Source organism: Pseudomonas sp. NMS19W, from assembly GCF_051554255.1.
Classification (GTDB): domain Bacteria; phylum Pseudomonadota; class Gammaproteobacteria; order Pseudomonadales; family Pseudomonadaceae; genus Aquipseudomonas; species Aquipseudomonas kribbensis.
On record NZ_CP136718.1, the window covers coordinates 1,175,408 to 1,201,180 of the forward strand.

Annotated in this window: 28 protein-coding genes and 1 pseudogene; 26 read left to right on the top strand and 3 right to left on the bottom strand. The window is 59.6% G+C overall.

The features are described from left to right. The first annotated feature begins 3 nt into the window (after positions 1-3). The 4 genes from kdsA (at position 4) to ispD (ending at position 3,449) form a co-directional block, all read left to right on the top strand. The gene (kdsA, locus tag R1A29_RS05175; RefSeq protein WP_007954807.1) at positions 4-849 is read left to right on the top strand and encodes a 3-deoxy-8-phosphooctulonate synthase; all 846 of its coding nucleotides are present in this window, start codon (positions 4-6) and stop codon (positions 847-849) included. Positions 850-1,005: 156 nt separating this feature from the next. Then, a complete protein-coding gene (gene eno, locus R1A29_RS05180) occupies positions 1,006-2,295 on the top strand; it encodes a phosphopyruvate hydratase (RefSeq protein WP_438300829.1) in 1,290 nt (429 codons plus the stop codon). Between the two features lie 171 nt (positions 2,296-2,466). After that, on the top strand, positions 2,467-2,745 hold the full coding sequence (gene ftsB / locus R1A29_RS05185; protein ID WP_003222158.1) for a cell division protein FtsB: 279 nt from the start codon (positions 2,467-2,469) through the stop codon (positions 2,743-2,745). After that, on the top strand, positions 2,742-3,449 hold the full coding sequence (gene ispD / locus R1A29_RS05190) for a 2-C-methyl-D-erythritol 4-phosphate cytidylyltransferase (RefSeq protein WP_438300830.1): 708 nt from the start codon (positions 2,742-2,744) through the stop codon (positions 3,447-3,449). The genes ftsB and ispD overlap by 4 nt, the downstream gene beginning before the upstream one ends. On the opposite strand, the gene R1A29_RS05195 is transcribed toward ispD, so the two are convergent. Then, positions 3,446-4,342 carry a LysR substrate-binding domain-containing protein gene (locus R1A29_RS05195; protein WP_085712852.1) on the bottom strand — a complete coding sequence of 299 codons (897 nt, stop codon included), beginning with the start codon at positions 4,340-4,342 and terminating at the stop codon, positions 3,446-3,448. The two genes, ispD and R1A29_RS05195, sit on opposite strands and share 4 nt — an antisense overlap. Positions 4,343-4,458: 116 nt before the next feature. Between R1A29_RS05195 and R1A29_RS05200 the strand changes: the two genes are divergently transcribed. The 8 genes from R1A29_RS05200 (at position 4,459) to rpoS (ending at position 11,666) form a co-directional block, all read left to right on the top strand. Then, positions 4,459-5,571 (top strand): S-(hydroxymethyl)glutathione dehydrogenase/class III alcohol dehydrogenase, encoded by a 1,113-nt coding sequence (locus tag R1A29_RS05200; protein WP_065259207.1) that lies wholly within the window; start codon positions 4,459-4,461, stop codon positions 5,569-5,571. A 55-nt stretch (positions 5,572-5,626) separates the two neighbouring features. Further along, positions 5,627-6,472 (top strand): S-formylglutathione hydrolase, encoded by an 846-nt coding sequence (fghA, locus tag R1A29_RS05205; protein WP_438300831.1) that lies wholly within the window; start codon positions 5,627-5,629, stop codon positions 6,470-6,472. Positions 6,473-6,515: 43 nt separating this feature from the next. Next, the gene (gene ispF, locus R1A29_RS05210; RefSeq protein WP_438300832.1) at positions 6,516-6,989 is read left to right on the top strand and encodes a 2-C-methyl-D-erythritol 2,4-cyclodiphosphate synthase; all 474 of its coding nucleotides are present in this window, start codon (positions 6,516-6,518) and stop codon (positions 6,987-6,989) included. Next, positions 6,986-8,044 carry a tRNA pseudouridine(13) synthase TruD gene (gene truD, locus R1A29_RS05215; RefSeq protein ID WP_085712855.1) on the top strand — a complete coding sequence of 353 codons (1,059 nt, stop codon included), beginning with the start codon at positions 6,986-6,988 and terminating at the stop codon, positions 8,042-8,044. Before ispF ends, truD begins: the two co-directional genes overlap by 4 nt. Beyond that, complete coding sequence (gene surE, locus R1A29_RS05220) at positions 8,032-8,781, top strand: 5'/3'-nucleotidase SurE (RefSeq protein ID WP_085712856.1); 750 nt, start codon at positions 8,032-8,034, stop codon at positions 8,779-8,781. The genes truD and surE overlap by 13 nt, the downstream gene beginning before the upstream one ends. Before the next feature lie 41 nt (positions 8,782-8,822). Then, positions 8,823-9,458 carry a protein-L-isoaspartate(D-aspartate) O-methyltransferase gene (locus R1A29_RS05225; protein WP_169432601.1) on the top strand — a complete coding sequence of 212 codons (636 nt, stop codon included), beginning with the start codon at positions 8,823-8,825 and terminating at the stop codon, positions 9,456-9,458. A gap of 212 nt (positions 9,459-9,670) precedes the next feature. Further along, positions 9,671-10,552, top strand: coding sequence for a peptidoglycan DD-metalloendopeptidase family protein (locus R1A29_RS05230; RefSeq protein ID WP_438300833.1), 882 nt, complete (start codon positions 9,671-9,673; stop codon positions 10,550-10,552). Between the two features lie 106 nt (positions 10,553-10,658). Then, entirely contained in the window at positions 10,659-11,666 is a 1,008-nt protein-coding gene (gene rpoS, locus R1A29_RS05235; protein ID WP_007954831.1) for an RNA polymerase sigma factor RpoS, read from the top strand. Between the two features lie 512 nt (positions 11,667-12,178). On the opposite strand, the gene fdxA is transcribed toward rpoS, so the two are convergent. Next, positions 12,179-12,502 carry a ferredoxin FdxA gene (gene fdxA / locus R1A29_RS05240; RefSeq protein ID WP_007908827.1) on the bottom strand — a complete coding sequence of 108 codons (324 nt, stop codon included), beginning with the start codon at positions 12,500-12,502 and terminating at the stop codon, positions 12,179-12,181. A 163-nt stretch (positions 12,503-12,665) separates the two neighbouring features. Beyond that, on the bottom strand, positions 12,666-15,248 hold the full coding sequence (gene mutS / locus R1A29_RS05245) for a DNA mismatch repair protein MutS (protein WP_438300834.1): 2,583 nt from the start codon (positions 15,246-15,248) through the stop codon (positions 12,666-12,668). A 210-nt stretch (positions 15,249-15,458) separates the two neighbouring features. Between mutS and R1A29_RS05250 the strand changes: the two are divergent. The 14 genes and pseudogenes from R1A29_RS05250 (at position 15,459) to R1A29_RS05315 (ending at position 25,773) form a co-directional block, all read left to right on the top strand. Further along, positions 15,459-16,194 (top strand): annotated as a pseudogene (locus tag R1A29_RS05250) (LexA family transcriptional regulator). Positions 16,195-16,342: 148 nt separating this feature from the next. Beyond that, entirely contained in the window at positions 16,343-16,531 is a 189-nt protein-coding gene (locus R1A29_RS05255) for a hypothetical protein (RefSeq protein WP_134825654.1), read from the top strand. 177 nt (positions 16,532-16,708) lie between these two features. Further along, positions 16,709-17,137 (top strand): tail fiber assembly protein, encoded by a 429-nt coding sequence (locus R1A29_RS05260; RefSeq protein ID WP_438300835.1) that lies wholly within the window; start codon positions 16,709-16,711, stop codon positions 17,135-17,137. 144 nt (positions 17,138-17,281) lie between these two features. Next, complete coding sequence (locus R1A29_RS05265) at positions 17,282-17,473, top strand: Com family DNA-binding transcriptional regulator (RefSeq protein ID WP_438300836.1); 192 nt, start codon at positions 17,282-17,284, stop codon at positions 17,471-17,473. Positions 17,474-17,476: 3 nt separating this feature from the next. After that, complete coding sequence (locus R1A29_RS05270; protein WP_207985179.1) at positions 17,477-18,055, top strand: DUF642 domain-containing protein; 579 nt, start codon at positions 17,477-17,479, stop codon at positions 18,053-18,055. A gap of 108 nt (positions 18,056-18,163) precedes the next feature. After that, positions 18,164-18,505 (top strand): phage holin family protein, encoded by a 342-nt coding sequence (locus R1A29_RS05275; protein WP_134825658.1) that lies wholly within the window; start codon positions 18,164-18,166, stop codon positions 18,503-18,505. Between the two features lie 72 nt (positions 18,506-18,577). After that, positions 18,578-19,099 (top strand): hypothetical protein, encoded by a 522-nt coding sequence (locus tag R1A29_RS05280; protein WP_438300837.1) that lies wholly within the window; start codon positions 18,578-18,580, stop codon positions 19,097-19,099. 3 nt (positions 19,100-19,102) lie between these two features. Continuing rightward, positions 19,103-19,711, top strand: coding sequence for a phage baseplate assembly protein V (locus R1A29_RS05285; RefSeq protein ID WP_438300838.1), 609 nt, complete (start codon positions 19,103-19,105; stop codon positions 19,709-19,711). A 14-nt stretch (positions 19,712-19,725) separates the two neighbouring features. Beyond that, complete coding sequence (locus tag R1A29_RS05290; RefSeq protein WP_438300839.1) at positions 19,726-20,058, top strand: phage baseplate protein; 333 nt, start codon at positions 19,726-19,728, stop codon at positions 20,056-20,058. Further along, positions 20,055-21,050 (top strand): baseplate J/gp47 family protein, encoded by a 996-nt coding sequence (locus R1A29_RS05295; protein ID WP_085712867.1) that lies wholly within the window; start codon positions 20,055-20,057, stop codon positions 21,048-21,050. The genes R1A29_RS05290 and R1A29_RS05295 overlap by 4 nt, the downstream gene beginning before the upstream one ends. Then, positions 21,047-21,682 (top strand): phage tail protein I, encoded by a 636-nt coding sequence (locus R1A29_RS05300; protein ID WP_438300840.1) that lies wholly within the window; start codon positions 21,047-21,049, stop codon positions 21,680-21,682. The genes R1A29_RS05295 and R1A29_RS05300 overlap by 4 nt, the downstream gene beginning before the upstream one ends. Beyond that, positions 21,683-24,961: a tail fiber protein gene (locus R1A29_RS05305; protein ID WP_438300841.1), complete on the top strand. Its 3,279-nt coding sequence runs from the start codon at positions 21,683-21,685 to the stop codon at positions 24,959-24,961. A 9-nt stretch (positions 24,962-24,970) separates the two neighbouring features. Further along, positions 24,971-25,486, top strand: a complete 516-nt coding sequence (locus tag R1A29_RS05310) for a DUF4376 domain-containing protein (RefSeq protein WP_438300842.1) — start codon at positions 24,971-24,973, stop codon at positions 25,484-25,486. 101 nt (positions 25,487-25,587) lie between these two features. Then, positions 25,588-25,773 (top strand): hypothetical protein, encoded by a 186-nt coding sequence (locus R1A29_RS05315; protein ID WP_039771239.1) that lies wholly within the window; start codon positions 25,588-25,590, stop codon positions 25,771-25,773.

Here is a 25,773-nt window from a genome sequence, read left to right on the forward strand (position 1 = left end):
CCGATGGCACAGAAGATTATCCGCGTCGGCGACATCGAGATTGCCAACGACAAACCCATGGTGCTGTTCGGCGGCATGAACGTGCTGGAAAGCCGTGACATGGCCATGCAGGTTTGCGAAGAGTACGTGAAGGTCACCGAAAAACTCGGTATCCCTTACGTGTTCAAGGCCAGCTTCGACAAGGCCAACCGTTCTTCTGTGACCTCCTATCGCGGTCCTGGCCTGGAAGAGGGCATGCGCATCTTCCAGGACATCAAACAAGCCTTCGGCGTGCCGATCATCACCGACGTCCACGAGCCTGACCAGGCCGCGGTCGTCGCTGAGGTCTGCGACATCATCCAGCTGCCGGCCTTCCTGTCGCGCCAGACCGATCTGGTCGTCGCGATGGCCAAGACCAATGCTGTGATCAACATCAAGAAAGCCCAGTTCCTCGCGCCTCAGGAAATGAAACACATCCTGAACAAGTGCGTGGAAGCGGGTAACGATCAATTGATCCTCTGCGAGCGTGGTTCAAGCTTCGGCTACAACAACCTCGTGGTGGACATGCTCGGCTTCGGCATCATGAAGCAGTTCGAGTACCCGGTATTCTTCGACGTGACCCATTCGCTGCAAATGCCTGGCGGTCGTTCCGACTCCGCCGGCGGTCGCCGCGCCCAGGTCACCGACCTGGCCAAGGCGGGCATGAGCCAGTCGCTGGCGGGTCTGTTCCTCGAAGCGCACCCGGACCCGGACAACGCCAAATGCGACGGCCCTTGCGCCTTGCGTCTGGACAAACTGGAGCCATTCCTGGCCCAGCTCAAAGCCCTGGACGAACTGGTGAAGAGTTTTCCGACGGTAGAAACCGCGTAAACCTCAATTCTCCGGTAAAGTACCGCACGATTTGTCGCTCATGCCCTCGGGTATGAGCGTTGTCGTCTGCAAGCTGCCCGCTGTACACCACTTGCCGACGGTCAAAAGATTTCCTCTAGCTGCGTCGTTTTCGTCAACTTTGGAGTGTTTACAACAATGGCAAAAATCGTCGACATCAAAGGTCGTGAAGTTCTCGACTCCCGTGGCAATCCCACCGTGGAAGCGGACGTGCTTCTCGACAACGGCATCATCGGCAGCGCTTGCGCGCCGTCCGGTGCATCCACTGGCTCGCGTGAAGCGCTCGAGCTGCGTGATGGCGACAAGAGCCGTTACCTGGGCAAGGGCGTGCTCAAGGCGGTAGCCAACATCAACGGTCCGATCCGCGATCTGCTGCTGGGCACCGACCCGAGCGACCAGAAAGCCCTGGATCACGCGATGATCAAGCTCGACGGTACCGAAAACAAGGCAACCCTGGGCGCCAACGCCATCCTCGCCGTTTCCCTGGCTGCGGCCAAGGCGGCTGCACAGGATCAGGACCTGCCACTGTACGCACACATCGCCAACCTGAACGGCACTCCGGGTGTGTACTCGATGCCGGTTCCGATGATGAACATCATCAACGGTGGCGAACACGCCGACAACAACGTCGACATCCAGGAATTCATGGTTCAGCCGGTTGGCGCCAAGTCTTTCTCGGAAGGTCTGCGCATGGGCACCGAGATTTTCCATCACCTGCAAGCCGTGCTGAAGGCCCGTGGCCTGAGCACCGCTGTTGGTGACGAAGGCGGTTTCGCGCCGAACCTGGCTTCCAACGAAGACGCACTGAAAGTGATCTCCGAAGCCGTTGCCAACGCCGGTTACAAGCTGGGCACCGACGTGACCCTGGCTCTGGACTGCGCGGCCAGCGAATTCTTCGAAGACGGCAAGTACAACCTGTCCGGCGAAGGCCAGGTGTTCACCGCTGAAGGTTTCGCCGACTACCTGAAAGGCCTGACCGAGCGTTACCCGATCATCTCCATCGAAGATGGTCTGGACGAGTCCGACTGGGCTGGCTGGAAGATCCTCACCGACAAGATCGGCGAGAAGACCCAGCTGGTCGGTGACGACCTGTTCGTGACCAACACCAAGATCCTGAAAGAAGGCATCGATAAAAAGATCGCCAACTCGATCCTGATCAAGTTCAACCAGATCGGCACCCTGACCGAAACACTGGAAGCCATCCAGATGGCCAAGGCTGCCGGTTACACTGCGGTGATCTCGCACCGTTCGGGCGAAACCGAAGATTCGACCATCGCCGACCTGGCCGTGGGTACTTCGGCTGGCCAGATCAAGACCGGCTCGCTGTGCCGTTCCGACCGCGTTTCCAAGTACAACCAACTGCTGCGTATCGAAGAGCAGTTGAATGGCAAAGCCAAGTACAACGGTCGCAGCGAGTTCCGCGGCTGATCGCTACATGGTAAAAAGACACCGGATTGTGTCGGAAAAGTCGTGACAGCGATGGATTTGCCACTAATCTGATGCCTTATATGCACAAGCCTGGATATTCCAGGCTTCGTGCTATCAGATGCTTCAAAGTTTTTGCGTGGCTGTCTTTTTTCACTGGATACCTGATATTCGATGCGCAGTCCTTACTGGTTGTTTCTCGTCTTGCTCTTGCTGCTGGCCGGTCTGCAGTACCGCCTGTGGGTGGGCAATGGCAGTCTGGCGCAAGTTGCCGAACTGAATCAGCAGATCGCTGATCAACACGCCGAGAACGAAGCCCTGCTGGAGCGCAACCGGGTGATGGACGCTGAAGTCAGCGAGTTGAAAAAAGGCATGGAGACCGTTGAAGAGCGGGCTCGTCACGAACTGGGCATGGTCAAGGACGGCGAAACCCTTTACCAGTTGGCCCAATGATCGATTCCCTGCCGGCCTTCTGGGCCGTGATTCCTGCCGCGGGCGTCGGTGCCCGTATGGCCGCGGACCGTCCCAAGCAATACCTGCAACTGGGCGGGCGCACAATTCTCGAACACAGCCTCGGCTGTTTCCTCGATCACCCGAGCCTCAAGGGGCTGGTGGTCAGTCTTGCTGTCGATGATCCTTATTGGCCGAACCTGGCCAGCGCCAGCGATCCGCGCATTCAACGGGTCGATGGCGGCGCCGAGCGTTCCGGTTCGGTGCTCAACGCCTTGCTGCATTTGCATGCGCAAGGCGCCGACGATGAGGATTGGGTGCTGGTGCACGATGCGGCACGGCCCAATCTGAGCCGTGACGATCTCGATAAATTACTTTCAGAACTTGCCGACGATTCAGTGGGCGGTTTGCTGGCCGTACCGGCGCGCGACACCCTGAAGCGGGTCGACAAGCACGGTCGTGTGGTCGAAACCGTGGATCGCAGCGTGATCTGGCAGGCCTATACGCCGCAGATGTTCCGCCTCGGTGCCTTACACCGCGCACTGGCGGACAGTCTGGTGGCCGATGCGCTGATCACCGATGAGGCCTCGGCGATGGAGTGGGCCGGCATGGCACCACGCCTTATCGAAGGGCGTGCGGATAACCTGAAAGTCACCCGCCCGGAAGACCTCGAATGGTTGCGCCAGCGCTGGGCGAACCGCCGTTAAATCCGGTATTCCGGCCGTTCGGCCAAACCTTCCTTGAGAAAATCCACCAGTTTGCGCACCTTCGGCGAAAGGTGCCTTTGCTGTGGATACAGCGCCCACACCGCCGTATTTGGTGGTTGATGCGCTTCCAGCAAAGAGATCAACGCACCGCTGTGCAAATGCTCCAGCACGTAATAATCCGGCAATTGACACAAACCCACGCCTTGTAGCGCTGCATCCAGCACCGCTTGCCCACTGTTGCAGCGCCAGTTTCCCTGTACCCGCTGGGAAAATTCCCGCCCGTTCTGTTCCAGTTGCCAGATATCCGAGCTGCCGATCAGGCAATTGTGCCGGCTCAGTTCCGACAAACTGTGTGGCCGACCGTACCGTTCGAGGTAGGACGGCGACGCGCAGAGGTACATGCGCCGTGGGGCCAGACGAGTCGCCACCAGCCGGGAATCCTGAAGACGCCCGAGGCGGATCGCCAGATCCAGGCCTTCATGCACCAGATCGAGTTGCCGGTTGGTCAGTTCGATATCGATGCGCAGTTGTGGATAGTGCCCCATGAATCGGGTCACCAGCGGCACAATGAAGCGCTCGCCGTAGGCCACGGCGCAGGTCATGCGCAGCATGCCTTTGGGTTCGCTGGTCAAATCACCGACCGCGCGCAGCGCTTCTTCGCGACCATCCTGCAGGCGCTGGCAATGTTGCAGAAACGTCTGGCCGGCTTCTGTCAGCGTGACGCGCCGGGTACTGCGGTAGAGCAGTCGTGTCTGCAAACGCTCTTCCAGCCGTACGATTTGTCGACTGATGTGCGAGGAAGACACGCCCAGGCGTTCGGCAGCAGCCGTGAACTGGCTGCATTCGGCGACGGCAACGAACTCGTCGATGCCTTCCCAGCGGTTTTCGGACATGGGGATTATCCCTGTATGGCAATAATGTTTTGCTTTTGTCCGGATTATTCATCAAACGGCGCTGGACTACACTGCCAGTCTGTTTTTTTATTCAATGGATTCACTGGAGAGTCAGCATGATCAAGTCGCGCGCCGCCGTTGCCTTCGAGGCCAAGAAGCCGCTGGAAATCGTAGAAGTCGATGTCGCCATGCCCAAGGCCGGTGAAGTGTTGCTGCGCGTGGTGGCTTCCGGGGTTTGCCACACTGACGCCTACACCCTGTCCGGCGCTGACCCGGAAGGTATCTTTCCGTCGATCCTCGGCCACGAAGGCGGTGCCATCGTTGAAGCAATCGGCGAGGGCGTGACCTCTGTTGCTGTCGGCGACCACGTGATCCCGCTGTACACCCCGGAGTGCGGCCAGTGCAAATTCTGCAAGTCGGGCAAGACCAACCTCTGCCAGGCAATTCGCGCCACCCAGGGCAAGGGCCTGATGCCGGATGGCACTTCGCGCTTTTCCTACAAGGGCCAAACGATTTTCCACTACATGGGTACCTCGACCTTCTCCGAGTACACCGTGCTACCGGAAATCTCCGTGGCCAAGATCTCCAAGGATGCACCGCTGGAAAAGGTCTGCCTGCTCGGTTGCGGCGTGACCACCGGTATCGGTGCGGTGATCAACACCGCCAAGGTCAAGCCGGGTGACACCGTGGCCATTTTCGGTCTTGGCGGCATCGGTCTGTCGGCGGTGATTGGCGCGGTGAAGGCCAAGGCCTCGCGCATCATCGCCATCGACATCAACCCGGCCAAGTTCGAAATCGCCAGGCAACTGGGTGCTACCGACTGCGTGAACCCGAAAGACTTCGATCGTCCGATCCAGGAAGTGATCGTCGACATGACCGACGGCGGCGTCGATTTCTCCTTCGAATGCATCGGCAACGTGCAACTAATGCGTGCGGCCCTCGAGTGCTGCCATAAAGGTTGGGGCGAGTCGGTGATCATCGGTGTTGCCGGTGCCGGCCAGGAAATCGCCACCCGTCCGTTCCAGCTGGTGACCGGTCGCGTCTGGCGCGGTTCGGCGTTCGGTGGCGTGCGTGGTCGTACCGAATTGCCAAGCTATGTCGACATGGCTCAGAGCGGCGAAATCCCGCTGGACACCTTCATCACTCACACCATGGGCCTGGAAGACATCAACAAGGCCTTCGACCTGATGCACGAAGGCAAGAGCATCCGCACCGTCATTCATTTCTGATCAATCGCGATGTCACGGCGGCCAATGTGCAGCCGTGACTGCGTAGGAGTCCTACATGAGTCTGGAAAACATCTCCTGTCAGAAGAGTTTCGGCGGCTGGCACAAGCGCTATCGCCATCGCTCCGAAGTACTGGGTTGCGACATGGTGTTCGCCGTGTATCTGCCGCCGCAGGCAGAGCAGGGCGGCAAGCTGCCGGTGCTGTACTGGCTGTCGGGCCTGACCTGCACGGACGAGAACTTCATGCAGAAGGCCGGCGCCATGCGCATGGCAGCCGAACTGGGGTTGATCATCGTGGCTCCGGACACCAGCCCCCGTGGCGCCGATGTACCGGGTGACCCTGATGGCGCGTGGGATTTCGGCCTCGGTGCCGGGTTCTACCTGAATGCCACGCAGGAACCATGGTCGCGGCACTATCGGATGCATGACTATGTCGTGCAGGAATTGCCTTCACTGGTTGAAGCGCATTTCCCGGCGTCGGACAAGCGCAGCATCAGCGGTCACTCCATGGGCGGTCACGGTGCACTGGTCTGTGCGTTGCGCAATCCGGGGCGTTACCAGTCGGTGTCGGCGTTTTCGCCAATCAACAACCCAATGGATTGCCCGTGGGGCCAGAAGGCATTCACCCGCTATCTGGGCGAAGACCGTTCTAAATGGCGCGAATGGGATGCCTGTGCACTGATCGCCGAAGCGGACGAGAAACTGCCGTTGTTGGTCGATCAAGGTGATCGCGACGATTTCCTCGCCACCCAGCTCAAACCGGAAGCCCTGCAACAAGCGGCAAAACAGGCGGGTCATCCGTTGACGTTGCGCCTGCAACCGGGCTACGACCACAGCTATTTCTTCATCGCCAGCTTCATAGACGACCACTTGCAACATCACGCACGCGCCCTCAAGGCCTAATGCAGGTAGAATCACGCCCTGACAAAATTCGGGGCGTTTTTTTATGCGTATTGGCCACGGCTATGATGTGCACCGTTTCGCTGAAGGCGATTTCATTACTCTGGGCGGCGTGCGAATCGCACACTGCTTCGGGCTGCTCGCTCACTCCGACGGTGACGTCCTGCTGCATGCCTTGAGCGATGCCTTGCTCGGCGCGGCGGCGCTGGGTGATATCGGCAAGCATTTCCCGGACACCGACCCGCAATTCAAGGGCGCCGACAGCCGTGTGTTGTTGCGTCATGTGGTCAGCCTGATCCACGCCAAAGGCTGGAAAGTCGGCAACGTCGACAACACCATCGTTGCCCAGGCCCCGAAAATGGCCCCTCATATCGAAGCGATGCGCGCGCTGATTGCCGCGGATCTGCAAGTAGAACTGGATCAAGTGAACGTGAAAGCCACCACCACCGAGAAGCTCGGCTTCGTCGGTCGCGAAGAAGGCATCGCCGTGCATTCCGTTGCCTTGTTGCTGCGCGCATGAACGAACTGCAACTGCTTGGCCCGCGGGCCTATGGCGATGCGCTCGGCACCGCGGTACTGAAAGCCATCGCTGAAGATTTCCAGGTCGACGAAGTCCTCGACATTCCGTTCAGCGGTGACGGCGAGCACCTGTGGATCTGGGTGGAAAAGCGCGGTCTGAACACCGAAGAAGCAGCTCGACGCATTGCCAAGGCGGCCGGTGTGCCGTTGCGCACGGTCAGCTATGCCGGCCTGAAAGACCGTCAGGCGCTGACCCGCCAGTGGTTCAGCGTGCAACTGCCGGGCAAGGCTGACCCGGACCTGTCGGCGGCGGAAAACGACACCCTGAAGATCCTCAAGACCACCCGCCACAAGCGCAAGCTGCAACGCGGCGCGCATTCGGCCAACGGTTTCACCTTGCGCCTGACCCAGTTCAATGGCGACAAGGCCGCCATCGATGAGCGTCTGCAACTGATTGCCAAACAAGGCATCCCGAACTACTTCGGCGCCCAGCGTTTCGGCCATGACGGTGGCAATGTCGTCGATGCCCGTTCATGGGCGGCGCGCAAGGCTTTGCCGGAGCAGCGCAATGTGCGTTCGCGCCTGCTGTCGACCGCACGCAGCTTTCTGTTCAACCAGGTGCTGGCGGCGCGTGTTGCCGATGGCACCTGGCAGCGCGCCCAGGTCGGCGATCTGCTGGCGTTCACCGACAGCCGCAGCTTTTTCCCGGCCGGTGTTGCCGAGTGCAGCGACCCGCGCCTGGCGATTCTCGATCTGCATCCGACCGGGCCACAGTGGGGCGAAGGTGACTCACCGGCCGCCGGCGCTGTCCATGATCTGGAGCAGGCAATCGCCGCACGTGAGGCGGATCTGCGCGATTGGTTGATTAATGCCGGTATGAGCCACGAACGTCGTATCCTGCGGCTGCCCATTGGCGGGTTGACGTGGCATTATCCCGAGCCTGACATTCTGCAACTGGAATTCGTCCTCCCGGCCGGATGCTTCGCCACCGTATTGGTGCGCGAACTCGTTGATCTGGTGCCGGTGGGGCAGACGGACAGCCCATGCGTATTCTGATTTCTAACGACGATGGGGTGACTGCGCCCGGTCTTGCCGCGCTTTATGCTGCGCTGGCGGATTACACCGAATGCGTGGTTATCGCCCCGGAACAGGACAAAAGCGGTGCCAGCAGTTCGCTGACACTGGATCGTCCGCTGCACCCGCAATACCTGGCCAACGGTTTCATCAGTCTCAACGGCACGCCGACCGACTGCGTGCATCTGGGGCTCAACGGTTTGCTGGAACGTGAACCGGACATGGTGGTTTCGGGCATCAACCTCGGCGCCAACCTGGGCGACGATGTGTTGTATTCCGGGACAGTGGCGGCGGCCCTTGAAGGCCGTTTTCTCGAACGCCCATCGTTTGCCTTCTCGCTGGCTTCCCGGCAGGTGGACAATCTGCCCACCGCCGCCTACTTTGCGCGCAAACTGGTCGAAGCCCACGCCGGGCTCGATCTGCCACCGCGCACGGTACTGAACGTGAACATCCCCAATCTGCCTCTCGATCACATTCGCGGCATTCAGCTGACGCGCCTGGGGCATCGCGCTCGTGCGGCAGCGCCGATGAAAGTGGTCGATCCCCGTGGCAAGGCCGGTTACTGGATTGCTGCCGCCGGCGATGCAGAGGACGGCGGGCCGGGTACCGATTTCCATGCGGTGATGCAGGGCTACGTTTCCATCACTCCGTTGCAGCTCGATCGCACCTTCAATGATGCTTTCAGAAGTCTCGACGGCTGGCTGGAGGGGCTCAACTGATGGCTCGTGAACAAGACGACCGGTTGCGCAGCGGCATCGGGATGACCTCCCAGCGCACCCGTGAGCGCCTGATTCAGCGTCTATATGAAGAAGGGCTGTCCAACGCGAACGTGCTGGAAGTGATCCGCCGCACGCCGCGCCATCTCTTCGTCGACGAAGCGCTGGCCCACCGTGCCTACGAAGACACCGCGCTGCCGATCGGCCACAACCAGACCATCTCCCAGCCTTATATGGTTGCGCGCATGAGCGAGTTGCTGCTCGAGGCGGGGCCGCTGGACAAGGTACTGGAAATCGGCACCGGTTCCGGTTACCAGACGGCGGTGTTGTCGCAACTGGTCGAACGGGTGTTCTCCGTCGAGCGGATCAAGGTGCTGCAGGACCGGGCCAAGGAACGCCTGGTCGAGCTCAACCTGCGCAACGTGGTGTTCCGCTGGGGTGATGGCTGGGAAGGCTGGCCGGCGCTGGCGCCGTACAACGGCATCATCGTTACGGCTGTGGCGACCGATGTTCCCCAGGCGCTGCTCGATCAGCTGGCACCGGGCGGGCGGATGGTCATCCCGGTCGGCTCAGGCGAAGTTCAGCAATTGATGTTGATCGTGCGCGAAGAAAACGGCTTCTCCCGGCACGTTCTCGGGGCGGTGCGATTCGTGCCATTGCTCAACGGGCCACTGGCCTGAGCATTTGTTTTTCGGCGCTGAATTCCTTGCGAGTGCGCCTGTCTTACAGCGGCACCGATTGTATAAACAGAATTCATCGTCCATGAGCAAACGTGTGCGCCGAGCGATATCGCTTCATTAAAGGTAAAGCCGGATTCGCCCGTTATACTTGCGAAGCTACAAGCCGAAATCGGCATTCCATATTTTTTCAGCCACCACAAAGGGAGCGGCGGGTGAGTCTCACAGTCATTGCGCAGCGTATGGGTAACACGAGCTTTCAGCGCCTGGTGACTGGCCTTGTCTTGAGCACCTTGCTGGTCGGTTGCTCCAGCACCAAATCGAACAACGTTCGGGTCGTCGATCGCAACAATGCGGTCGCCCAGCGTCCTACAGTGACGACCGGACAGTATGTAGTCCGTCCGGGTGACACGATGTTTTCCATCGCGTTTCGTTACGGCTGGGACTACAAAGCCCTCGCTGCCCGGAACAATATTCCTACGCCGTACACGATCCACCCGGGTCAGACGATTCGCTTTGATGGACGTCCGGGTTCAACGTCGACTGCCGTGGCCAGCAGCAGTAGTTCGGCACCGTCCTCGTCGAGCAAAACCACGATAATCCGGCGCCAGGCGAATGGCACGACGACCACCACAACCACCGGTTCCGGGGCCGCTTCGACGACGGTTATACCGTCCGTCGCCAACAAGCCGGCACCGGCTCCATTGCCTCCACCCGGCCCGGCCCCGACCGGCTGGGGATGGCCATCTAATGGCATTCTGATTGGAAAATTCTCTTCAAACGGTAGTTTGAATAAAGGAATTGATATCGCCGGGGATTTGGGACAGCCTGTTTTAGCTGCGTCTGATGGGACGGTGGTTTACGCCGGGAGTGGCTTAAGGGGCTACGGCGAATTAGTCATCATCAAACACAGCGAAACCTACGTCAGTGCTTACGGACACAACCGTCGGCTGTTGGTACGGGAGGGGCAGCAGGTCAAAGTCGGACAGACAATTGCCGAAATGGGGTCAACGGGTACAGACCGGGTGAAACTGCATTTTGAGATTCGCCGACAAGGTAAACCTGTAGATCCGCTGCAGTTCCTGCCAAGACGTTGATTTGCAGACCAGCCTGTTCCGTCGCGTAGAGGGGACAGGCTCCAGCGTTGCCAAGGATAAAGGCGTCGCTTGAGCTTGGGGTCGAACTCACCAAAGGACTATAACAATGGCTCTCAGTAAAGAAGTGCCGGAGTTTGACATCGACGATGAGGTTCTCCTGATGGAGACCGGCATCGATTCGGATTCGATGTCGAATGATGAAGGGGCTGCTCCACCTTCCGTTCGTGCCAAATCCAAACACTCCGCTTCACTTAAGCAACACAAGTACATCGACTACACTCGGGCACTCGATGCCACGCAGCTGTACCTCAACGAAATCGGCTTTTCCCCATTGCTCTCCCCGGAGGAAGAAGTTCATTTTGCGCGTCTGTCGCAAAGTGGCGATCCCGCCGGGCGCAAGCGCATGATTGAAAGTAACCTGCGGCTGGTGGTCAAAATCGCCCGGCGTTACGTCAATCGGGGGCTGTCGCTGCTGGATCTGATCGAAGAGGGCAACCTCGGGCTGATCCGCGCGGTGGAAAAGTTCGATCCCGAGCGCGGCTTCCGCTTCTCGACCTACGCGACCTGGTGGATCCGTCAGACCATCGAGCGCGCGATCATGAATCAGACCCGGACCATCCGGCTGCCGATCCATGTGGTCAAGGAGCTCAACGTGTACCTGCGGGCCGCACGGGAGCTGACGCAAAAGCTCGATCACGAACCTTCACCTGAAGAAATCGCCAACCTGCTGGAAAAACCGGTGGGCGAGGTCAAGCGCATGCTGGGCCTGAACGAGCGGGTTTCTTCGGTCGACGTCTCGCTGGGTCCGGATTCGGATAAAACCCTGCTGGACACCCTTACGGATGACCGCCCGACCGATCCATGCGAACTGCTGCAGGACGACGATCTGTCGCAGAGCATCGATCAATGGCTCTCGGAGCTGACCGACAAGCAACGCGAGGTGGTAGTACGCCGCTTCGGCCTGCGCGGTCACGAGAGCAGCACGCTGGAAGATGTAGGCCTGGAGATCGGCCTGACCCGGGAACGGGTGAGACAGATCCAGGTGGAAGGCCTCAAGCGCCTGCGTGAAATCCTCGAGAAAAACGGCCTGTCGAGCGAGTCGCTGTTTCAGTAAGCGTCTTGCATGATCGTCCGCAAAAAGCCCCGACTGGTTCGGGGCTTTTTGTTGTCTGGCTTTGGCAATCTGTTTGGAACCTGACGACCGGTCGTCATTTCCCGGGTTTGTAGTCTCGCGATGTAAGCCCTGGCTTACTCTTTCGTAAGTGTTCGTTATTTTTACACTGCGGAAGACATCCATTGATCTGTAGGGGCATGGTTAAGTTTTTGATTTATATGAATATTTACAAATATTAAATGCTTATGACAGGAGGTTTTACCGGAACGGGCCGGTTGCTCGAAACGGGGAACTCTTTAGTATCTGGGTTGTGTCGACGGATAGACACGCCCTTCAAGGAAGAAGGGAATGGACATCGCAGGATGCGATTCATCAGGACGATGAAAAGGAACACAGGGAATAGGGAAAAAATGTGGGCGGGTCAAACCGCCCCTTTTTTTTGCCCGAAGAAAAGCAAAACCCGGAAAAACAAAAAGGCCCGCAAGGGGCCTTTTCTTCAAACGCGGGACAGATCAGCGTTCGAGGTCTTTGATCTTGCCTTTGACGCCATCCCACTCTTCGGCGTCCGGCAGCGATTCTTTCTTCTCGGTGATGTTCGGCCAGATCTCGGCCAGCTCAACGTTCAGCTGAATGAATTCCTGCATTTCTTCCGGGACTTCATCCTCGGAGAAAATCGCGACGGCCGGGCATTCCGGTTCGCACAGGGCGCAGTCGATGCACTCATCCGGGTGAATCACCAGGAAGTTCGGGCCTTCGTAAAAGCAGTCCACCGGACAGACTTCTACGCAGTCGGTGTACTTGCACTTGATGCAGTTGTCGGTGACGACGAAGGTCATTTCTAATTTTCTCCTCAGGCGGCGGCAGCGTTGCCCCTTCACGGTTGGGGTCGCCAGGTTCGGGAGCGATGTCTGCCAGCCAGGCTAATAGCCAGCAGCATCCCGAACCGCGCGAGATTCTAACAGCTTGAAGCCGTTTGCGTTATATCCGGTTCTTCGGTGCTTAGATCCGGTTCTTAAGTGCATATAACATTTCGAGTGCCCGACGCGGCGTCACGTCATCGAGATCCAGCTTGGCCAGTTCATCCAGTACGGGATGCGGCAGGGTGGCGAACATGTCGCTTTGCTGCGGCGTCGCCGGTTTGCCTTTGACGGCAGGCTTCGGCGCCTCATGGGGCAGTGCGGTGTCTTCCAGTCGGCTCAAGTGCTCGCGGGCTCGCACGATCACTTCGCTCGGTACACCGGCCAGTTGTGCCACTGCCAGGCCATAGCTCTGGCTGGCCGGCCCCGGCAACACATGGTGCAGGAACACGATGCGTTCGTTGTGCTCGGTGGCATTGAGGTGCACGTTGGCCACCAGAGGCTCGGCTTCCGGCAATACGGTCAGTTCGAAATAGTGCGTTGCAAATAGAGTATAGGCACGCAAATGTGCCAGTCGCTCGGCCGCCGCCCATGCCAGCGACAGACCGTCGAACGTGCTGGTGCCGCGACCGACTTCGTCCATCAACACCAGGCTGCGCTCGGTGGCGTTGTGCAGGATGTTGGCGGTTTCGCTCATTTCCACCATGAAGGTCGAACGCCCGCCGGCGAGGTCGTCGCTGGAACCGATTCGGGTGAAAATCCGGTCCACCAGCGACAGTTCGCAGCTGGCCGCCGGCACGAAGCTACCGATATGAGCCAGCAGCACGATCAATGCAGTCTGGCGCATATAGGTGGATTTACCGCCCATGTTCGGGCCGGTGATCACCAGCATCCGGGTGTTGTCGTCCAGGCTCAGGTCGTTGGCCACGAACGGCGTGGTCAGCACTTGTTCAACCACCGGGTGACGACCCTGAGTAATGCGCATGCACGGTTCGCTGACGAAGGTCGGGCAATTCAGATCGAGATTCAGAGCACGCTCGGCGAGGTTGCTCAGCACATCCAGTTCAGCCAGCGCACCAGCGGTGTCCTGCAATGGCGGCAACTGGCTGATCAGATCTTCCAGCAGCGCTTCGTAGAGCATCTTCTCGCGAGCCAGGGCACGGCTCTTGGCCGACAGCGCCTTGTCTTCGAACTCTTTCAGCTCTGGCGTGATGAAGCGCTCGGCGCCCTTGAGGGTCTGCCGACGGATGTAGTCCGCCGGGGCCGATTCGGCCTGCTTGCTCGGCAGTTCGATGAAGTAGCCGTGGATACGGTTGTAGCCGACTTTCAGGTTGGCCAGGCCGGTTCGGGCCTTCTCCCGGGCTTCCAGATCGATCAGGAACTGGCCGGCGTTTTCGCTCAGCGATTGCAGCTCGTCGAGTTCGCTGTCGTAACCGGTTTTCAGCACACCGCCGTCACGGATCACGGCTGGCGGGTTGTCGATAATGGCTTTTTCCAGCAGCACCGCCAGTTCCGGGTAAGTACTGGTGGTGGTGGCCAGGCGTTGCAGGTGTGGCGCTTCCAGCTCGGTCATCGCCACTTGCAGTTCCGGCAGGGCGCCGAGTGCATCACGCAGGCGAGCGAGGTCGCGAGGGCGGGCGTTACGCAGGCCGATCCGCGCCAGAATCCGCTCGATATCGCCGATTTCCTTGAGCTGCGGTTGCAGGCTTTCAAAGCGATAGCGGTCGAGCAGGCAAGTGATCGAACTCTGGCGAGCCAGCAGCACAGTCAGATCGCGCAGCGGGCGGTTCAGCCAGCGGGTCAGCAAGCGGCTGCCCATGGCGGTCTGGCAACGGTCGACCACCGATTGCAGGGTGTTGTCGCGGCCACCGGCCAGGTTGGTGTCGAGTTCCAGGTTGCGGCGGCTGGCGCCGTCCAGCACCACGGTATCGTCCAGCCGCTCGTGACGCAGGCTGCGCAGATGGGGCAGGGCGGTACGCTGGGTTTCCTTGGCGTACGCCAGCAGGCAACCGGCAGCGCCGATGGCCAGGGTCAGGGTTTCGCAGCCGAAGCCTTTCAGGTCCTGGGTCGAAAACTGCTGGCAAAGACTTTTCAGCGCCGAGTCACGCTCGAAATCCCACGGCGCACGGCGACGAACGCCACGGCGTTTTTCCGCCGGCAGGTCTTTCGGCCAGTCATCCGGGATCAGCAACTCGACCGGGTTGACCCGCTCCAGCTCCGCCAGCAGGTTCTCCCAGCCCTTGATCTCGAGCACGGTGAAATTGCCGCTGGTGATGTCCAGCACCGCCAGGCCGAACAGGCGTTCATCCCCCAGCACCGCCGCGATCAGGTTGTCGCGACGTTCATCGAGCAGTGCCTCATCGCTGACCGTGCCCGGGGTGATAATCCGCACCACCTGACGTTCCACCGGCCCCTTGCTGGTGGCCGGGTCGCCGACCTGCTCACAGATCACCACCGACTCGCCGAGCTTGACCAGCTTCGCCAGATAACCTTCCGCCGCGTGATACGGAATCCCGCACATCGGAATCGCCTGCCCCGCCGATTGCCCACGGGCAGTCAGGGTGATGTCCAGCAATTTGGCCGCCTTCTTCGCGTCTTCGTAGAAGATCTCGTAGAAGTCGCCCATGCGGTAGAACATCAGCTGGTCCGGGTGCTGATTCTTCAGGCGCCAGTACTGCTGCATCATCGGGGTGTGGGAGGACAGGTCGGAGACGGCTTTATTCATCGGATTGTCAGGTAACTCGTTGGAAGGTGTGGGGCAAAAGCGGGGCAGTCGCCGGGCTTTTCCGCGATGGGCGCAAGGTTACCATGGGCGGTCTGTCGGACGCAGGCATCGCGGCCGGGTGACATCTATCTGGCGCAAAAAGGTCGATTATGCACGAATTATGCAAATCAGCATTTGTTTTCCCGAAAAACTTCAAGCACTATGCGCGTTATGCAAAAACGCAACGTATCCTCCGTCTTAAGAGCACTGCTCGATCAGCACGGGATCTCTCCCCACGGAGCTCCACCGTCGCACCGGCGTGCCTCAATCCACTCTCTCGCGGATTCTCAGCGGGAAGATCGTCGATCCTTCGGATAAACACATCTCGAAGATTGCCGAGTACTTCGCCGTGAGTACCGATCAGTTGCGCGGGCGCGCGGATGTCGCGCCGGTTGCCGGCGGCGGGCGCGAGGAGTTGCATTCCGAACTCAAGGACATAAGCCTGTGGGACGATGACACGCCCGTCGATGACGACGAGGTGTCGGTGCCCTTCCTTCGCGAGGTTGAATTGGCTGCTGGATCAGGAAGATTCGTCATCGAAGAGAGCGAACGCTCTAGCCTGCGCTTCGGCAAGCGCAGCCTGCGCCATAACGGCGTGCAGTTCGACCAGGCCAAATGCGTGACCGTACGGGGCAACAGCATGTTGCCGGTGTTGCGTGACGGCGCCACCGTTGGTGTGAACGCGGGCAAGTGCGGGATTGGTGACATCATCGATGGCGACCTTTACGCGATCAACCACAACGGTCAGTTGCGGGTGAAGCAGCTCTATCGCCTGCCAACCGGTATTCGCCTGCGCAGCTTCAATCGCGATGAGCATCCGGACGAGGACTACAGCTTCCAGGATATGCAGGAAGAGCAGATCGTCATCCTCGGTCACGTCTTCTGGTGGGGCATGTACGCCCGGTAACGATCTCTCTCTCAGATAAAACCCGCCCACGGCGGGTTTTTTTTCGCCTGTAGAAAACCGGCCAACCCTTGAACGACAGGGCTTTCATGCATTCACGCATTCATTGCGCATAAATAAATGCATTTACGCATTGACTGGATATGCATACATGCATATTCTTGCCACCAAGCCGCTCGACAAAGCGGCTGGCAACAACAGCTCTTTAGTTCCACAAGAACAGGCAGCGATGAACCGGCCTCAACGGTTCAGAGGGTTGGCAACTGACCCGGGTGTGCAGCGTAAAGCACCAGAAGCAGTTATCCGGCGGGCAGGGACCGCGGTCGGAAAAACAATCTGAATGGACTCGTACCGCGCCAGTAGCGCCGAAAAGTCAGCTTCCTTCACGTACACAGGATTGAAGGAAGGCGAAGGAGCGCATTACTGAAAAGCCCGGCGAAATGCCGGGCTTTTTGGAATGCCTTCTGGGCAGAAACAGAAATGCCGGGAGGCCGGCAATCAAAAAGGGATGAAAAGCATGAATCGATACGTCTTCATTACGATGCCCAATTTCAAGGTTTATCAGGTGCTTGATACCGATGAAGGGAAACCGGTCAGTCTTCCTGACGGATTGTGGGGGCAGTGGGTGGATGCCACCGGAAACACTGAAGTTGCGGTGGGGTGGAATGCCAGATTGGTCAACAATCAATGGGAGTTGCATGCGCCCACCTATGAAGAGGTGGCCAGTGAAGTCAAGTTCCTCGCGACTGAGAAGCTATCAACTGCCAAAGGTTGGCTGACGTTCAATCCGCTGGATTACAAGAAGGATCTGGGGATAGCAACGCCAGAGGAAGAAGTGGCATTGCTGGCTTTCAAGCAATACGTCGTCGCCGTGTGCGATTACAGGAGTCAGCCGGGTTACCCGTTCACCATGGTTTGGCCGACAGAGCCTTTTTCGCTGGTTTGATTCGACGATCCAATTGTTCTGGTTTGTATGACCGAAAGGTCCGGCCTCCGTGCCGGGCTTTCTGGAATGCCTGCCTGATGCAGGCGCTTCAACAACGTTTCGCGGCATGAACAAGGCCTGGCAGGGAATCAAAAGGATTTGCCGATGTTGAAAGAGTGCCGCTGTGGCAACTGCAAACGACTGCTCGCCCGGGTGGGTGAGTACACAGAACTCCAGATCAAATGTTCCCGCTGCGGAACATTGAATCATGTGAGGGCCAAGAGCCCCGAGCGATCGCCTGTGAGCGACATGCGTGCTGCGTTGTCAGCACAACCTGATCAATCTCCTCATAGGTAAGACATGAACATTCTGAAGAAATACGTTGCTCCGTTTCTCGCGGTAGCGCTGCTGGGCAATGGCGGCAGCGCAATTGCCGCCAACCTTCTGGTAAACGGCAGTTTTGAACAATCGACATGCGGTGGTGGCTGCATTCTGGACACCCCGGCAAAAACCAATGCCATTACGGGCTGGACGACGTTCCTGTCCGGTGCCGAATACTTCAACATGCCCAATGCCATCGGCGGCTCTGTGGCAGCAGATGGCGTAATGATCGTTGATCTCGCCAACTATGTTTACGGCAACGGTGGCGGGATTCAGCAGAATTTCGCCACTACCCCGGGCGCCCGATACCGATTGACCTTCAGCGCGGGTAACTCGCGTTACGCCAGCCGCTCGGGAGACGGTGTCATTCAGGTGAAAGTGGCCGGGCAAACCGCTACGTTCAACACACCGACAGCCAAAGGCGTCGCAGTCGAGTGGAGCACCGTCACTTACGAGTTCACCGCGATAACCGCGCAGACAACTCTGGCGTTTTCCAACGAGCAGAACCCATACGCCAACTATGCCTTTATCGACAACGTCATTGTTGAGCGCCTGTAACGCCCTGCGCAGAGTAGCTGCGGTTACTACCCGTGTGAAAGACAGCACCGCTTCGGTGCTGTCTTTCACACGCCCCTTTATTTCATCAACGCTTTCAGGAGGCGTGACATGACAACCGAGCAACAAGCGTTGGCGGACATGCCGATCTGGCTGGTCATCCTGCTTGCCGTGGCGGGCGGGGTCTCCGGCGAAATGTGGCGTGCCGACAAGGACGGCGCCCGCGGCTGGCCACTGCTGCGACGGCTGGCCCTGCGCTCCGGCGCCTGCATGATCTGCGGCGTCTCGGCAATCATGCTGCTGTACGCCGCCGGCATGTCGATCTGGGCCGCCGGCGCTTTTGGCTGCCTGACTGCCATGGCCGGTGCCGACGTGGCCATCGGTCTGTACGAACGCTGGGCCGCCAAGCGCATCGGCGTCTGCGAAGTTCCGCCACCGCGCGATCCACAGTAACCCACCCCTTTCTTGTCTCGCTGCACGCTGTGCGGCGGGATTTTGCGTGGACATTCGAAAAGGAGGTCATGCATGCCTGCACCGGTTTTACAGCCATCGCAGCTGTTCACGGCAATGGCGACAGCCTTGCGCAATAACGCCGGCCTGAACGTGCAGGTCGGCACTCACGATGACTTCACGGCCCCCGGCGACAAGGCCTGGGTGCTGATCGACATCGAACGCAATGCACCAGGAGAGCGCGCTGCCAACGGGCGAATTGCCCATGTGCTGACGCTGTCGCTGCAGGTCATTCCGGCGCTTTCCTCCACGGCGTTTGCCGCGTGTGACCTGATTGCCGCCCTGAAAAACCTGATCACCGACAACCGCTGGGGCCTGCCCGGCGATCAGTGCGATCTGCCGATGAATCTCGATGGTTTGCCGTCACTGGCGATTCGCGCCGATCAGCCCAACAAGGCCTGGACCCTGACTTTCAACCAGACCCTCTACCTTGGTCCGACCTTGCTCGAGGATCCGCTCGGCACGCCGAAATTCGCCCGCACCTGGGAAGTCAGCGACATCGACGACCCCGACCAATACACCTCGCTGGAGGCCTGACCGATGTTCGACGCATTACTGCGCATGCAACTGGGCCCGATCATCGAGCGCCTGGCCGAGATGGAAGCGGAGATCGAAGACCTGCACCGACGCGCCGAGAGCTTTTGTCGCATCGGCCTCTGTCAGGAGGTCGATGCGGCGAGCAACACCTGCAAGGTCAGCCACGGAGGATTGCTCACGCCGGCCATCAAGTTCTTCAATCCGAGCGCCGGCGCCCAGAGCGAATCGCGGATTCCCAGCGTGGGCGAACAGTGTCTGCTGCTCAACTACGGCAGCGGAGAGAGTGGCGCACAAAGCGTGGCGTTGTTCGGCTTGAACAGTGACCGTTTTCCACCGGTTGCGACCATCCCCACGCTGACGCGACGGGTACATGTCGATGGCAGCGAAAGCGGCTACGACGACGCCACGCACACCCTGCACTGGCAAAACGGCCCGGCCGCATTCAGCGGCTCTCGCGAAGCGCTTGAACTGAGCATCGGCCCGGCGCGGCTGGCGATGACGCCGCAAGCGATCAACCTGCAACTGGGCGCCACCGGCCTGACCATCGACGCCTCGGGCGTGCACTTCAGCGGCCCGTTGGTGGATCACCAGGGTCGCGTCATCAGTCCCTGAATCAAGAGCCTCCCATGATCGGAATCGATAGAGACACCGGGGCCACGGTCGACGACTGGCTGCAATTCGTGCAGCGCGCGACACGAGCCCTGACCACGCCGCTGGGCACCCGGCAAAAAAGGCCCCTTTATGGTTCGTTGATCCCCACGCTGCTGGGGCAAAACCTCGGTGATGACGTTCTGCTTCTGGCCCAGAGCCACGCTGTGCAGGCGTTCTACAACCCGCAGAACGGCATCGGCGATTTCCAGCCCGGCGTGATCGTCGCCACCCGACAGGGCGCCGGCCTGCTGCTGCGTTTCGCCGGCACCTGGAAAAACCGCCAACAGACTTTCGAGGTCGTGACATGAGCATGCTGATCCCTGGCCAGAACCAACTGGCCGAACCTTCGCTGATCAAGGTCGAGGCCTTCGAGGATTTGCTGGCCGAGTTCAAGACCTTCGTCCTGGAATACGTCGGATCCCGCTCGCCGCAGAGTGCTGCGAAACTCAAGACCAGCCTGGAAAACGAAAGCGAACTGCTGACGATGGCGCTCGAAGCATTTTGCGTTCGCCTGCAGACCCACGAACGCAAATACAACGCCCGGATCAAGCAGATGCTGGCGTGGTGGGCCACCGGCAGCAACCTCGATGCGCGGCTGGCGGACATGGGCCTGGAGCGACAGCTGCTCGACCCGGGCGACCCGGCGGCATTCCCGCCGGTGCCGGCGATTTACGAAAGCGACGATGACGCCCGGTTGCGCTACTACCTGGCGCCCCATGCGCCGGCGGCGGGTTCGCGGATGCAATACCGCCGCGAGGTGTTCACCCTCGGCGAGCGGCCGTCAGTGAAAGTCGAATCCACCGATGCCGGTGTCGTCGACGTCACCTACACCTTTGCCCCGGACGGCCTCGCCGCACAGGTCAAGGATGGCAATGGCCGCCGCACCGCACCCGGTGAAGTGCAGGTGACTGTGCTGTCCCGCGACGCCGACGGCACACCGTCCGCAGCACTGCTGGATGGCGTGCGCCAACACTTCGCCCGGCCCGATGTCTGCCCGGAAACTGACAAGGTCACGGTCAAGGGCGCCGAGATTCAGCGCTACAAGATCCGTGTCGTGGCGAAGATCAATTCCGGCCCGGATTCGGGCCTGACCAAAGTCGCCGCCGAGCAACATCTGCAAGCCTACGCCGACAGTTGCCATCGTCTGGAAGGCCGGGTCGACCCGAGCTGGATCGACTACACGCTGCACAGCGCCGGCGCCGTGCAGTTGCAGATTCTTGAACCGCTGACACCCATCGTGTGCTCCGCGTTTCAAGCGCCGTATTGCACGGCGGTCGAGGTCGAGGTGCAGACGCTATGACGGACCAGACACCGCGTCCGACCCTGCTGCCGGCCAACAGCTCGGCACTGGAGCGGGCGCTCGATATCGGCTTCGGCACCTTGCTCGACCGCATCGTGCCGCCGTTTCCCGAATTGATGAACCCGAGCGAAACACCGGCCGCGTTCTTGCCGTATCTCGCAGCGGATCGCGGCGTGGCCGAATGGAGCACCGACGCACCGGAGGCGGAAAAGCGCCTGACTGTCGAACTGGCCTGGCCCACTGCGCGCCAGGCCGGCACTCGCAAGGCGCTGGAAAACGCCGCCAAGGGCTTGCAACTGAGGCCTGAAGTCCGCGCCTGGTATGAACAGACACCGCCGGGCGCGCCGTACAGCTTTTCCGTGCGGGCCTTCAGCGAACAACCCTACAGCGAAGAAATCGACGCCCGTCTCGACCGACGCCTGGCCGATGCCAAGAGCGAACGGGACGTGCTGTCGGTGTCGGTCGGCCTCAGCGCCTTCGGCTCTCATGTGATTGGCGCCGCGACCTTCTGCGGCGAACTGACCACGGTCTATCCGGTGTTCCTCGAAGGCCTCGAAACCTCCGGTGAAGCCTTCATGGCGGCCGGTCTCTACACCGTCGAAACATCCACTATTTATCCTCAGGGGGCCTGAATGGCTGACTATTACACCCTGCTCACCAACGCAGGGATTGCCTACGAAACCGCCTGCAAGGCAGCGGGCGTGCCGATCAAGCTGACGCAGATTTCTGTCGGCGATGGTGGCGGCGCGGTCTACAACCCGGCCGCGACAGCTACCGCGCTCAAGCGCGAAGTCTGGCGTGGACCGCTTAACGCGCTGTTCCAGGACGAGAAAAATCCGAGCTGGCTGCTCGCCGAAGTCACCATCCCGCCGGACGTCGGTGGCTGGTACGTGCGTGAAGCCGGTTTGTGGACCGACACCGGCATTCTCTACGCCATCGTCAAATACCCGGAGTCGTTCAAACCGGTGCTGGCCACCTCCGGCTCGGGCAAAGAGTTCTATATCCGCTCGATTTTCGAGACCAGCAATGCCTCGCTGGTGACGCTGCTGATCGACGACACCGTGGTCAAGGCCACTCGTGCCTGGGTCATGAGCTACCTCGCCGAAGAACTCGGCAAACTCGATGGCAAACAATCGGTGCGCGTCGCCGCCACCGCCAACGTGGTGTTGAACGGTGCGCAGCAGATCGACGGTGTTGCCGTGATCGCGGGCGACCGCGTGTTGCTGCCGAACCAGACCCTGGCCAAGGACAACGGCATGTGGATTGTCGCCAACGGTGACTGGGTGCGGGCCAGCGATGCCAACGTCAGCGCCAAGGTCACACCGGGCCTGACGGTGATGGTGGAAGAGGGCACGCTCAACGGCGATTCGCTGTGGCACCTGACCACCAACGCACCGATCACCCTCGGCACCACCGCGCTGACATTCAAGATGCTGGCCGGGCGCACCGGGATTGCTGCCGGTACCTACAAAAGTCTGAGCGTCGACGAATACGGCCGCGCGACAGCCGGCTCGAATCCCGACACGTTGGCCGGCTTCGGCATCAAGGACTCCTACACCAAGGCTGAAGTCGAAGCGCTGATTGCCAAGGCTTCGGCGTTGCCCGTGGGTTCGATTGTGGCGTTCCCCGTCGATACGCCGCCGCCGGGCTTTCTGGAGCTGGACAACAGCGTCAGGAGCAGCGCGACCTACCCGGACTTGAGCGCTTATCTGGGCGGCAAGTTCAACAAGGGCGATGAGGGTGTCGGGAATTTCCGGTTGCCTGAGGCTCGTGGGGAGTTTTTGCGCGGTTGGGATCATGGGCGGGGTGTAGATGCGGGGCGCGGTCTCGGCAGCTTTCAGGCAGACGATTTCAAGTCCCACAACCATCCTCCAAGTACCAATCGCCCTGGCTTCATGAGTAACGAATATCCTGTTATTCAGGCATACCACGGCACTAACTCTTCGGGTACACCATCGTATTCCGGAGAAGGGCAACAGATGGCCGCTACCGGCGTACGCGGTGGTAGCGAAACTCGCCCACGCAACATCACCGTCATGTGGTGCATCAAAGCGTGGAATGCTCCGGTCAATCAGGGAAACATTGATGTAGCGGCACTGGTCAAGGAAGTTTCCCGTTTGGGATCTGCCGTTCCGGTGGGTGCTGTCATGGCGTTCCCGACGGGGATCGTGCCGCCCGGTTTTCTTGAGCTGGATGGCAGTGTGCAGAGCACTGCGACTTATCCGGATTTGGCGGCGTATCTCGGTACCAGGTTCAACAAGGGCGATGAGGGGACCGGGAATTTCCGGTTGCCGGAGTCTCGTGGTGAATTTCTACGCGGCTGGGATCATGGACGCGGTGTGGATGCTGGTCGTGCGATGGGTAGCTATCAGGCTGACGATCTCAAATCTCACAATCACACTTTCTCGGCCCCGACATCCATCGCCGCGTCTGGTGGCTCCTCAGGCATCATTCTTTCTGCAACGGGGACGCCTAACTGGTCTACGACGAATACCGGAGGGGGTGAAACCCGCCCCCGCAACCTCGCCGTCATGTGGTGCATCAAGGCCTGGAACGCGCCGATCAATCAGGGAAACATCGATGTAGCTGCGCTGGCGAAGGAAGTCTCGCAGCTTAAATCTTCTGTTCCTGTGGGTGCTGTTCTGTCGTTCCCAATGGGCGTCGTGCCTGCCGGTTATCTGGAACTGGATGGCAGCGTGCAGAGCATCGCGACCTATCCGGATCTGGCCGCGTATCTCGGTACGAAGTTCAACAAGGGTGATGAGGGCGCAGGGAATTTTCGCTTGCCGGAGTCGCGCGGTGAATTTCTGCGTGGCTGGGATCATGGGCGAGGTATCGATGCGGATCGAGCATTGGGCAGTTATCAACTTGATGCGCTGCAAAACATTACGGGGTCGATGACCGCGAGTAATGGCACGCAACTCGCTGGCGCCGCATATGGAGTTTTCAGTGTTCAGTCCAACGGTGCGGTGTCTATGCCAGGGGGGAGTACAACCGCACCCATTTCGATGGTCTTTGATGCTTCAAGGGTAGCGCGAACTTCAACTGAAACCCGCCCGCGCAACTTGGCGGTGATGTGGTGCATCAAGGCCTGGAACGCGCCGGTTAACCAGGGAACGATCGATATCGCCGCACTCGCAGCGGCCATTGAAACCGCCTCCAGCAATGGCCCGCTTGTTGGGAGCATACGTGGCGACAAGATGCAGATTTCGGTTGCGTCGTCGTCCGGAACGATCAAGGTGGCGGAGGTTGTTGTCGGCAATGCCAATGGCAAGACGCGCACCCTGCGAAACTTCAGCCAGTTAGTTGATCTGGCGTCGGCAGCCAAGGGCCTCGGTGCCATGGATGCAGGGGCAGCACCAGTCAATGGCTATGTGGCCCTCTATGCCTTCTACAACCCGGTAACCGAGGCTCAGGGCGTGATGGCGTGGAACTGCACGTCGGCTGTGGCGCCTGTTATGTACGGTGGATCGGCTCCACCAGCGGGTTACACCTACTCGGCGCTGATCGGGGTGTGGCCAACGAACGCCAGCGGCCAGTTCCCGAATGGTTATCAGGAAAACCGAATGTTCTTCGGTAATAGCAAGGAAGTGTTGTCCACACAGGGCGGCAGGTCCAGCTATACGCCGTTCTCGGTGGCTTCCGCTGTTCCGATGAATGCAAAGCAGTGTCAAGGCTTCATTGGGCTTTCCAACGCCTCGGCTGGTGTCAATACCTATGCAGCCTTGGGCGGCGAAAATGGTGTGGGCAACGTACAGTTCGCTTGCAATCCCTCTGGCGCTGCAAACGGTGGCCCTCAAAGTCCTTTTCCGCTTCTGCCGCTGACGAGTCCTCAGACGCTGTATCACACCCTGTCGGCGTCTGCGGGTATCGCAACCTTTAGCATCAACATCACGGCATACAAATTTTAAGGGTGACCCATGAGCATCTATGTCCAATTTACGGATGAGCACCTGCTTGCCGTGAAGGCGGTTTTTGCAGAGCCGCAAGATGAGGCGTATTGGCCAAACCAGGGCGTCGTTACGGATGACGATGAGCGCTATCTGGCCTATATCGCTTCAAAAACCGGAAATACCCCTGTCTCAAAAGAAGTAGTTATTGCTGCCGAGCGATTCCGCCGGGAAGCCTCTGGCGTGTCGGTCGGTGAGCTACAGATCGAGACAACCCGCGACAGTCAGGCTCTGATTGCCAGTATGGGACTGTCCGCAGTCCTCGATCCCGAATACCGCTGCAATTTCAAAACAGCGAAGGGATTCGTCGAGATCGGCGCTGCGCAAATCATCGAAATTGCGAAAGCCGTGCGGGCGCACGTACAGGCCTGTTTTGACCGCGAACTGACATTGTTAAGCGCAATCGAGGCAGGCGATTACCACGACGAAATGCTTGCCGAAGGCTGGCCGGAGTCACCGTCGCCCGATACCGCAAATCTCAAATAAACACCCCGCATCCTGGGGCGTTTTCTTCCCCCCCAAAAAACACTCAACACCCGCCAAGCCCCTCCCCACGAGGGGCTTTCCCGTTTATGGAGAAACGAAAAATGGCAACCCGCCAAACCTACACCGTGCTCGTTCCATTCCCCACCGGCGGTGGGCACTGGTCGAGCGTCGGCCAGGAACTCGATCTGCTCGATGTCGAGGCCAGTGCCCTGCACAGCGCCGGTCGACTGGAGCTGAAAACACCTACCACCAAGGCCGTGAAGGCCGCTGCCAAGAAGGCTGACTGA

What these genes read in the sequence shown, in the direction of transcription:
- kdsA (WP_007954807.1), top strand. Translation starts at nt 4, where the DNA reads ATGGCACAGAAGATTATCCGCGTCGGCGACATCGAGATTGCCAACGAC.
- eno (WP_438300829.1), top strand. Translation starts at nt 1,006, where the DNA reads ATGGCAAAAATCGTCGACATCAAAGGTCGTGAAGTTCTCGACTCCCGT.
- ftsB (WP_003222158.1), top strand. Translation starts at nt 2,467, where the DNA reads ATGCGCAGTCCTTACTGGTTGTTTCTCGTCTTGCTCTTGCTGCTGGCC.
- ispD (WP_438300830.1), top strand. Translation starts at nt 2,742, where the DNA reads ATGATCGATTCCCTGCCGGCCTTCTGGGCCGTGATTCCTGCCGCGGGC.
- R1A29_RS05195 (WP_085712852.1), bottom strand. Translation starts at nt 4,342, where the DNA reads ATGTCCGAAAACCGCTGGGAAGGCATCGACGAGTTCGTTGCCGTCGCC.
- R1A29_RS05200 (WP_065259207.1), top strand. Translation starts at nt 4,459, where the DNA reads ATGATCAAGTCGCGCGCCGCCGTTGCCTTCGAGGCCAAGAAGCCGCTG.
- fghA (WP_438300831.1), top strand. Translation starts at nt 5,627, where the DNA reads ATGAGTCTGGAAAACATCTCCTGTCAGAAGAGTTTCGGCGGCTGGCAC.
- ispF (WP_438300832.1), top strand. Translation starts at nt 6,516, where the DNA reads ATGCGTATTGGCCACGGCTATGATGTGCACCGTTTCGCTGAAGGCGAT.
- truD (WP_085712855.1), top strand. Translation starts at nt 6,986, where the DNA reads ATGAACGAACTGCAACTGCTTGGCCCGCGGGCCTATGGCGATGCGCTC.
- surE (WP_085712856.1), top strand. Translation starts at nt 8,032, where the DNA reads ATGCGTATTCTGATTTCTAACGACGATGGGGTGACTGCGCCCGGTCTT.
- R1A29_RS05225 (WP_169432601.1), top strand. Translation starts at nt 8,823, where the DNA reads ATGACCTCCCAGCGCACCCGTGAGCGCCTGATTCAGCGTCTATATGAA.
- rpoS (WP_007954831.1), top strand. Translation starts at nt 10,659, where the DNA reads ATGGCTCTCAGTAAAGAAGTGCCGGAGTTTGACATCGACGATGAGGTT.
- fdxA (WP_007908827.1), bottom strand. Translation starts at nt 12,502, where the DNA reads ATGACCTTCGTCGTCACCGACAACTGCATCAAGTGCAAGTACACCGAC.
- mutS (WP_438300834.1), bottom strand. Translation starts at nt 15,248, where the DNA reads ATGAATAAAGCCGTCTCCGACCTGTCCTCCCACACCCCGATGATGCAG.
- R1A29_RS05255 (WP_134825654.1), top strand. Translation starts at nt 16,343, where the DNA reads ATGCATATTCTTGCCACCAAGCCGCTCGACAAAGCGGCTGGCAACAAC.
- R1A29_RS05260 (WP_438300835.1), top strand. Translation starts at nt 16,709, where the DNA reads ATGAATCGATACGTCTTCATTACGATGCCCAATTTCAAGGTTTATCAG.
- R1A29_RS05265 (WP_438300836.1), top strand. Translation starts at nt 17,282, where the DNA reads ATGTTGAAAGAGTGCCGCTGTGGCAACTGCAAACGACTGCTCGCCCGG.
- R1A29_RS05270 (WP_207985179.1), top strand. Translation starts at nt 17,477, where the DNA reads ATGAACATTCTGAAGAAATACGTTGCTCCGTTTCTCGCGGTAGCGCTG.
- R1A29_RS05275 (WP_134825658.1), top strand. Translation starts at nt 18,164, where the DNA reads ATGACAACCGAGCAACAAGCGTTGGCGGACATGCCGATCTGGCTGGTC.
- R1A29_RS05280 (WP_438300837.1), top strand. Translation starts at nt 18,578, where the DNA reads ATGCCTGCACCGGTTTTACAGCCATCGCAGCTGTTCACGGCAATGGCG.
- R1A29_RS05285 (WP_438300838.1), top strand. Translation starts at nt 19,103, where the DNA reads ATGTTCGACGCATTACTGCGCATGCAACTGGGCCCGATCATCGAGCGC.
- R1A29_RS05290 (WP_438300839.1), top strand. Translation starts at nt 19,726, where the DNA reads ATGATCGGAATCGATAGAGACACCGGGGCCACGGTCGACGACTGGCTG.
- R1A29_RS05295 (WP_085712867.1), top strand. Translation starts at nt 20,055, where the DNA reads ATGAGCATGCTGATCCCTGGCCAGAACCAACTGGCCGAACCTTCGCTG.
- R1A29_RS05300 (WP_438300840.1), top strand. Translation starts at nt 21,047, where the DNA reads ATGACGGACCAGACACCGCGTCCGACCCTGCTGCCGGCCAACAGCTCG.
- R1A29_RS05305 (WP_438300841.1), top strand. Translation starts at nt 21,683, where the DNA reads ATGGCTGACTATTACACCCTGCTCACCAACGCAGGGATTGCCTACGAA.
- R1A29_RS05310 (WP_438300842.1), top strand. Translation starts at nt 24,971, where the DNA reads ATGAGCATCTATGTCCAATTTACGGATGAGCACCTGCTTGCCGTGAAG.
- R1A29_RS05315 (WP_039771239.1), top strand. Translation starts at nt 25,588, where the DNA reads ATGGCAACCCGCCAAACCTACACCGTGCTCGTTCCATTCCCCACCGGC.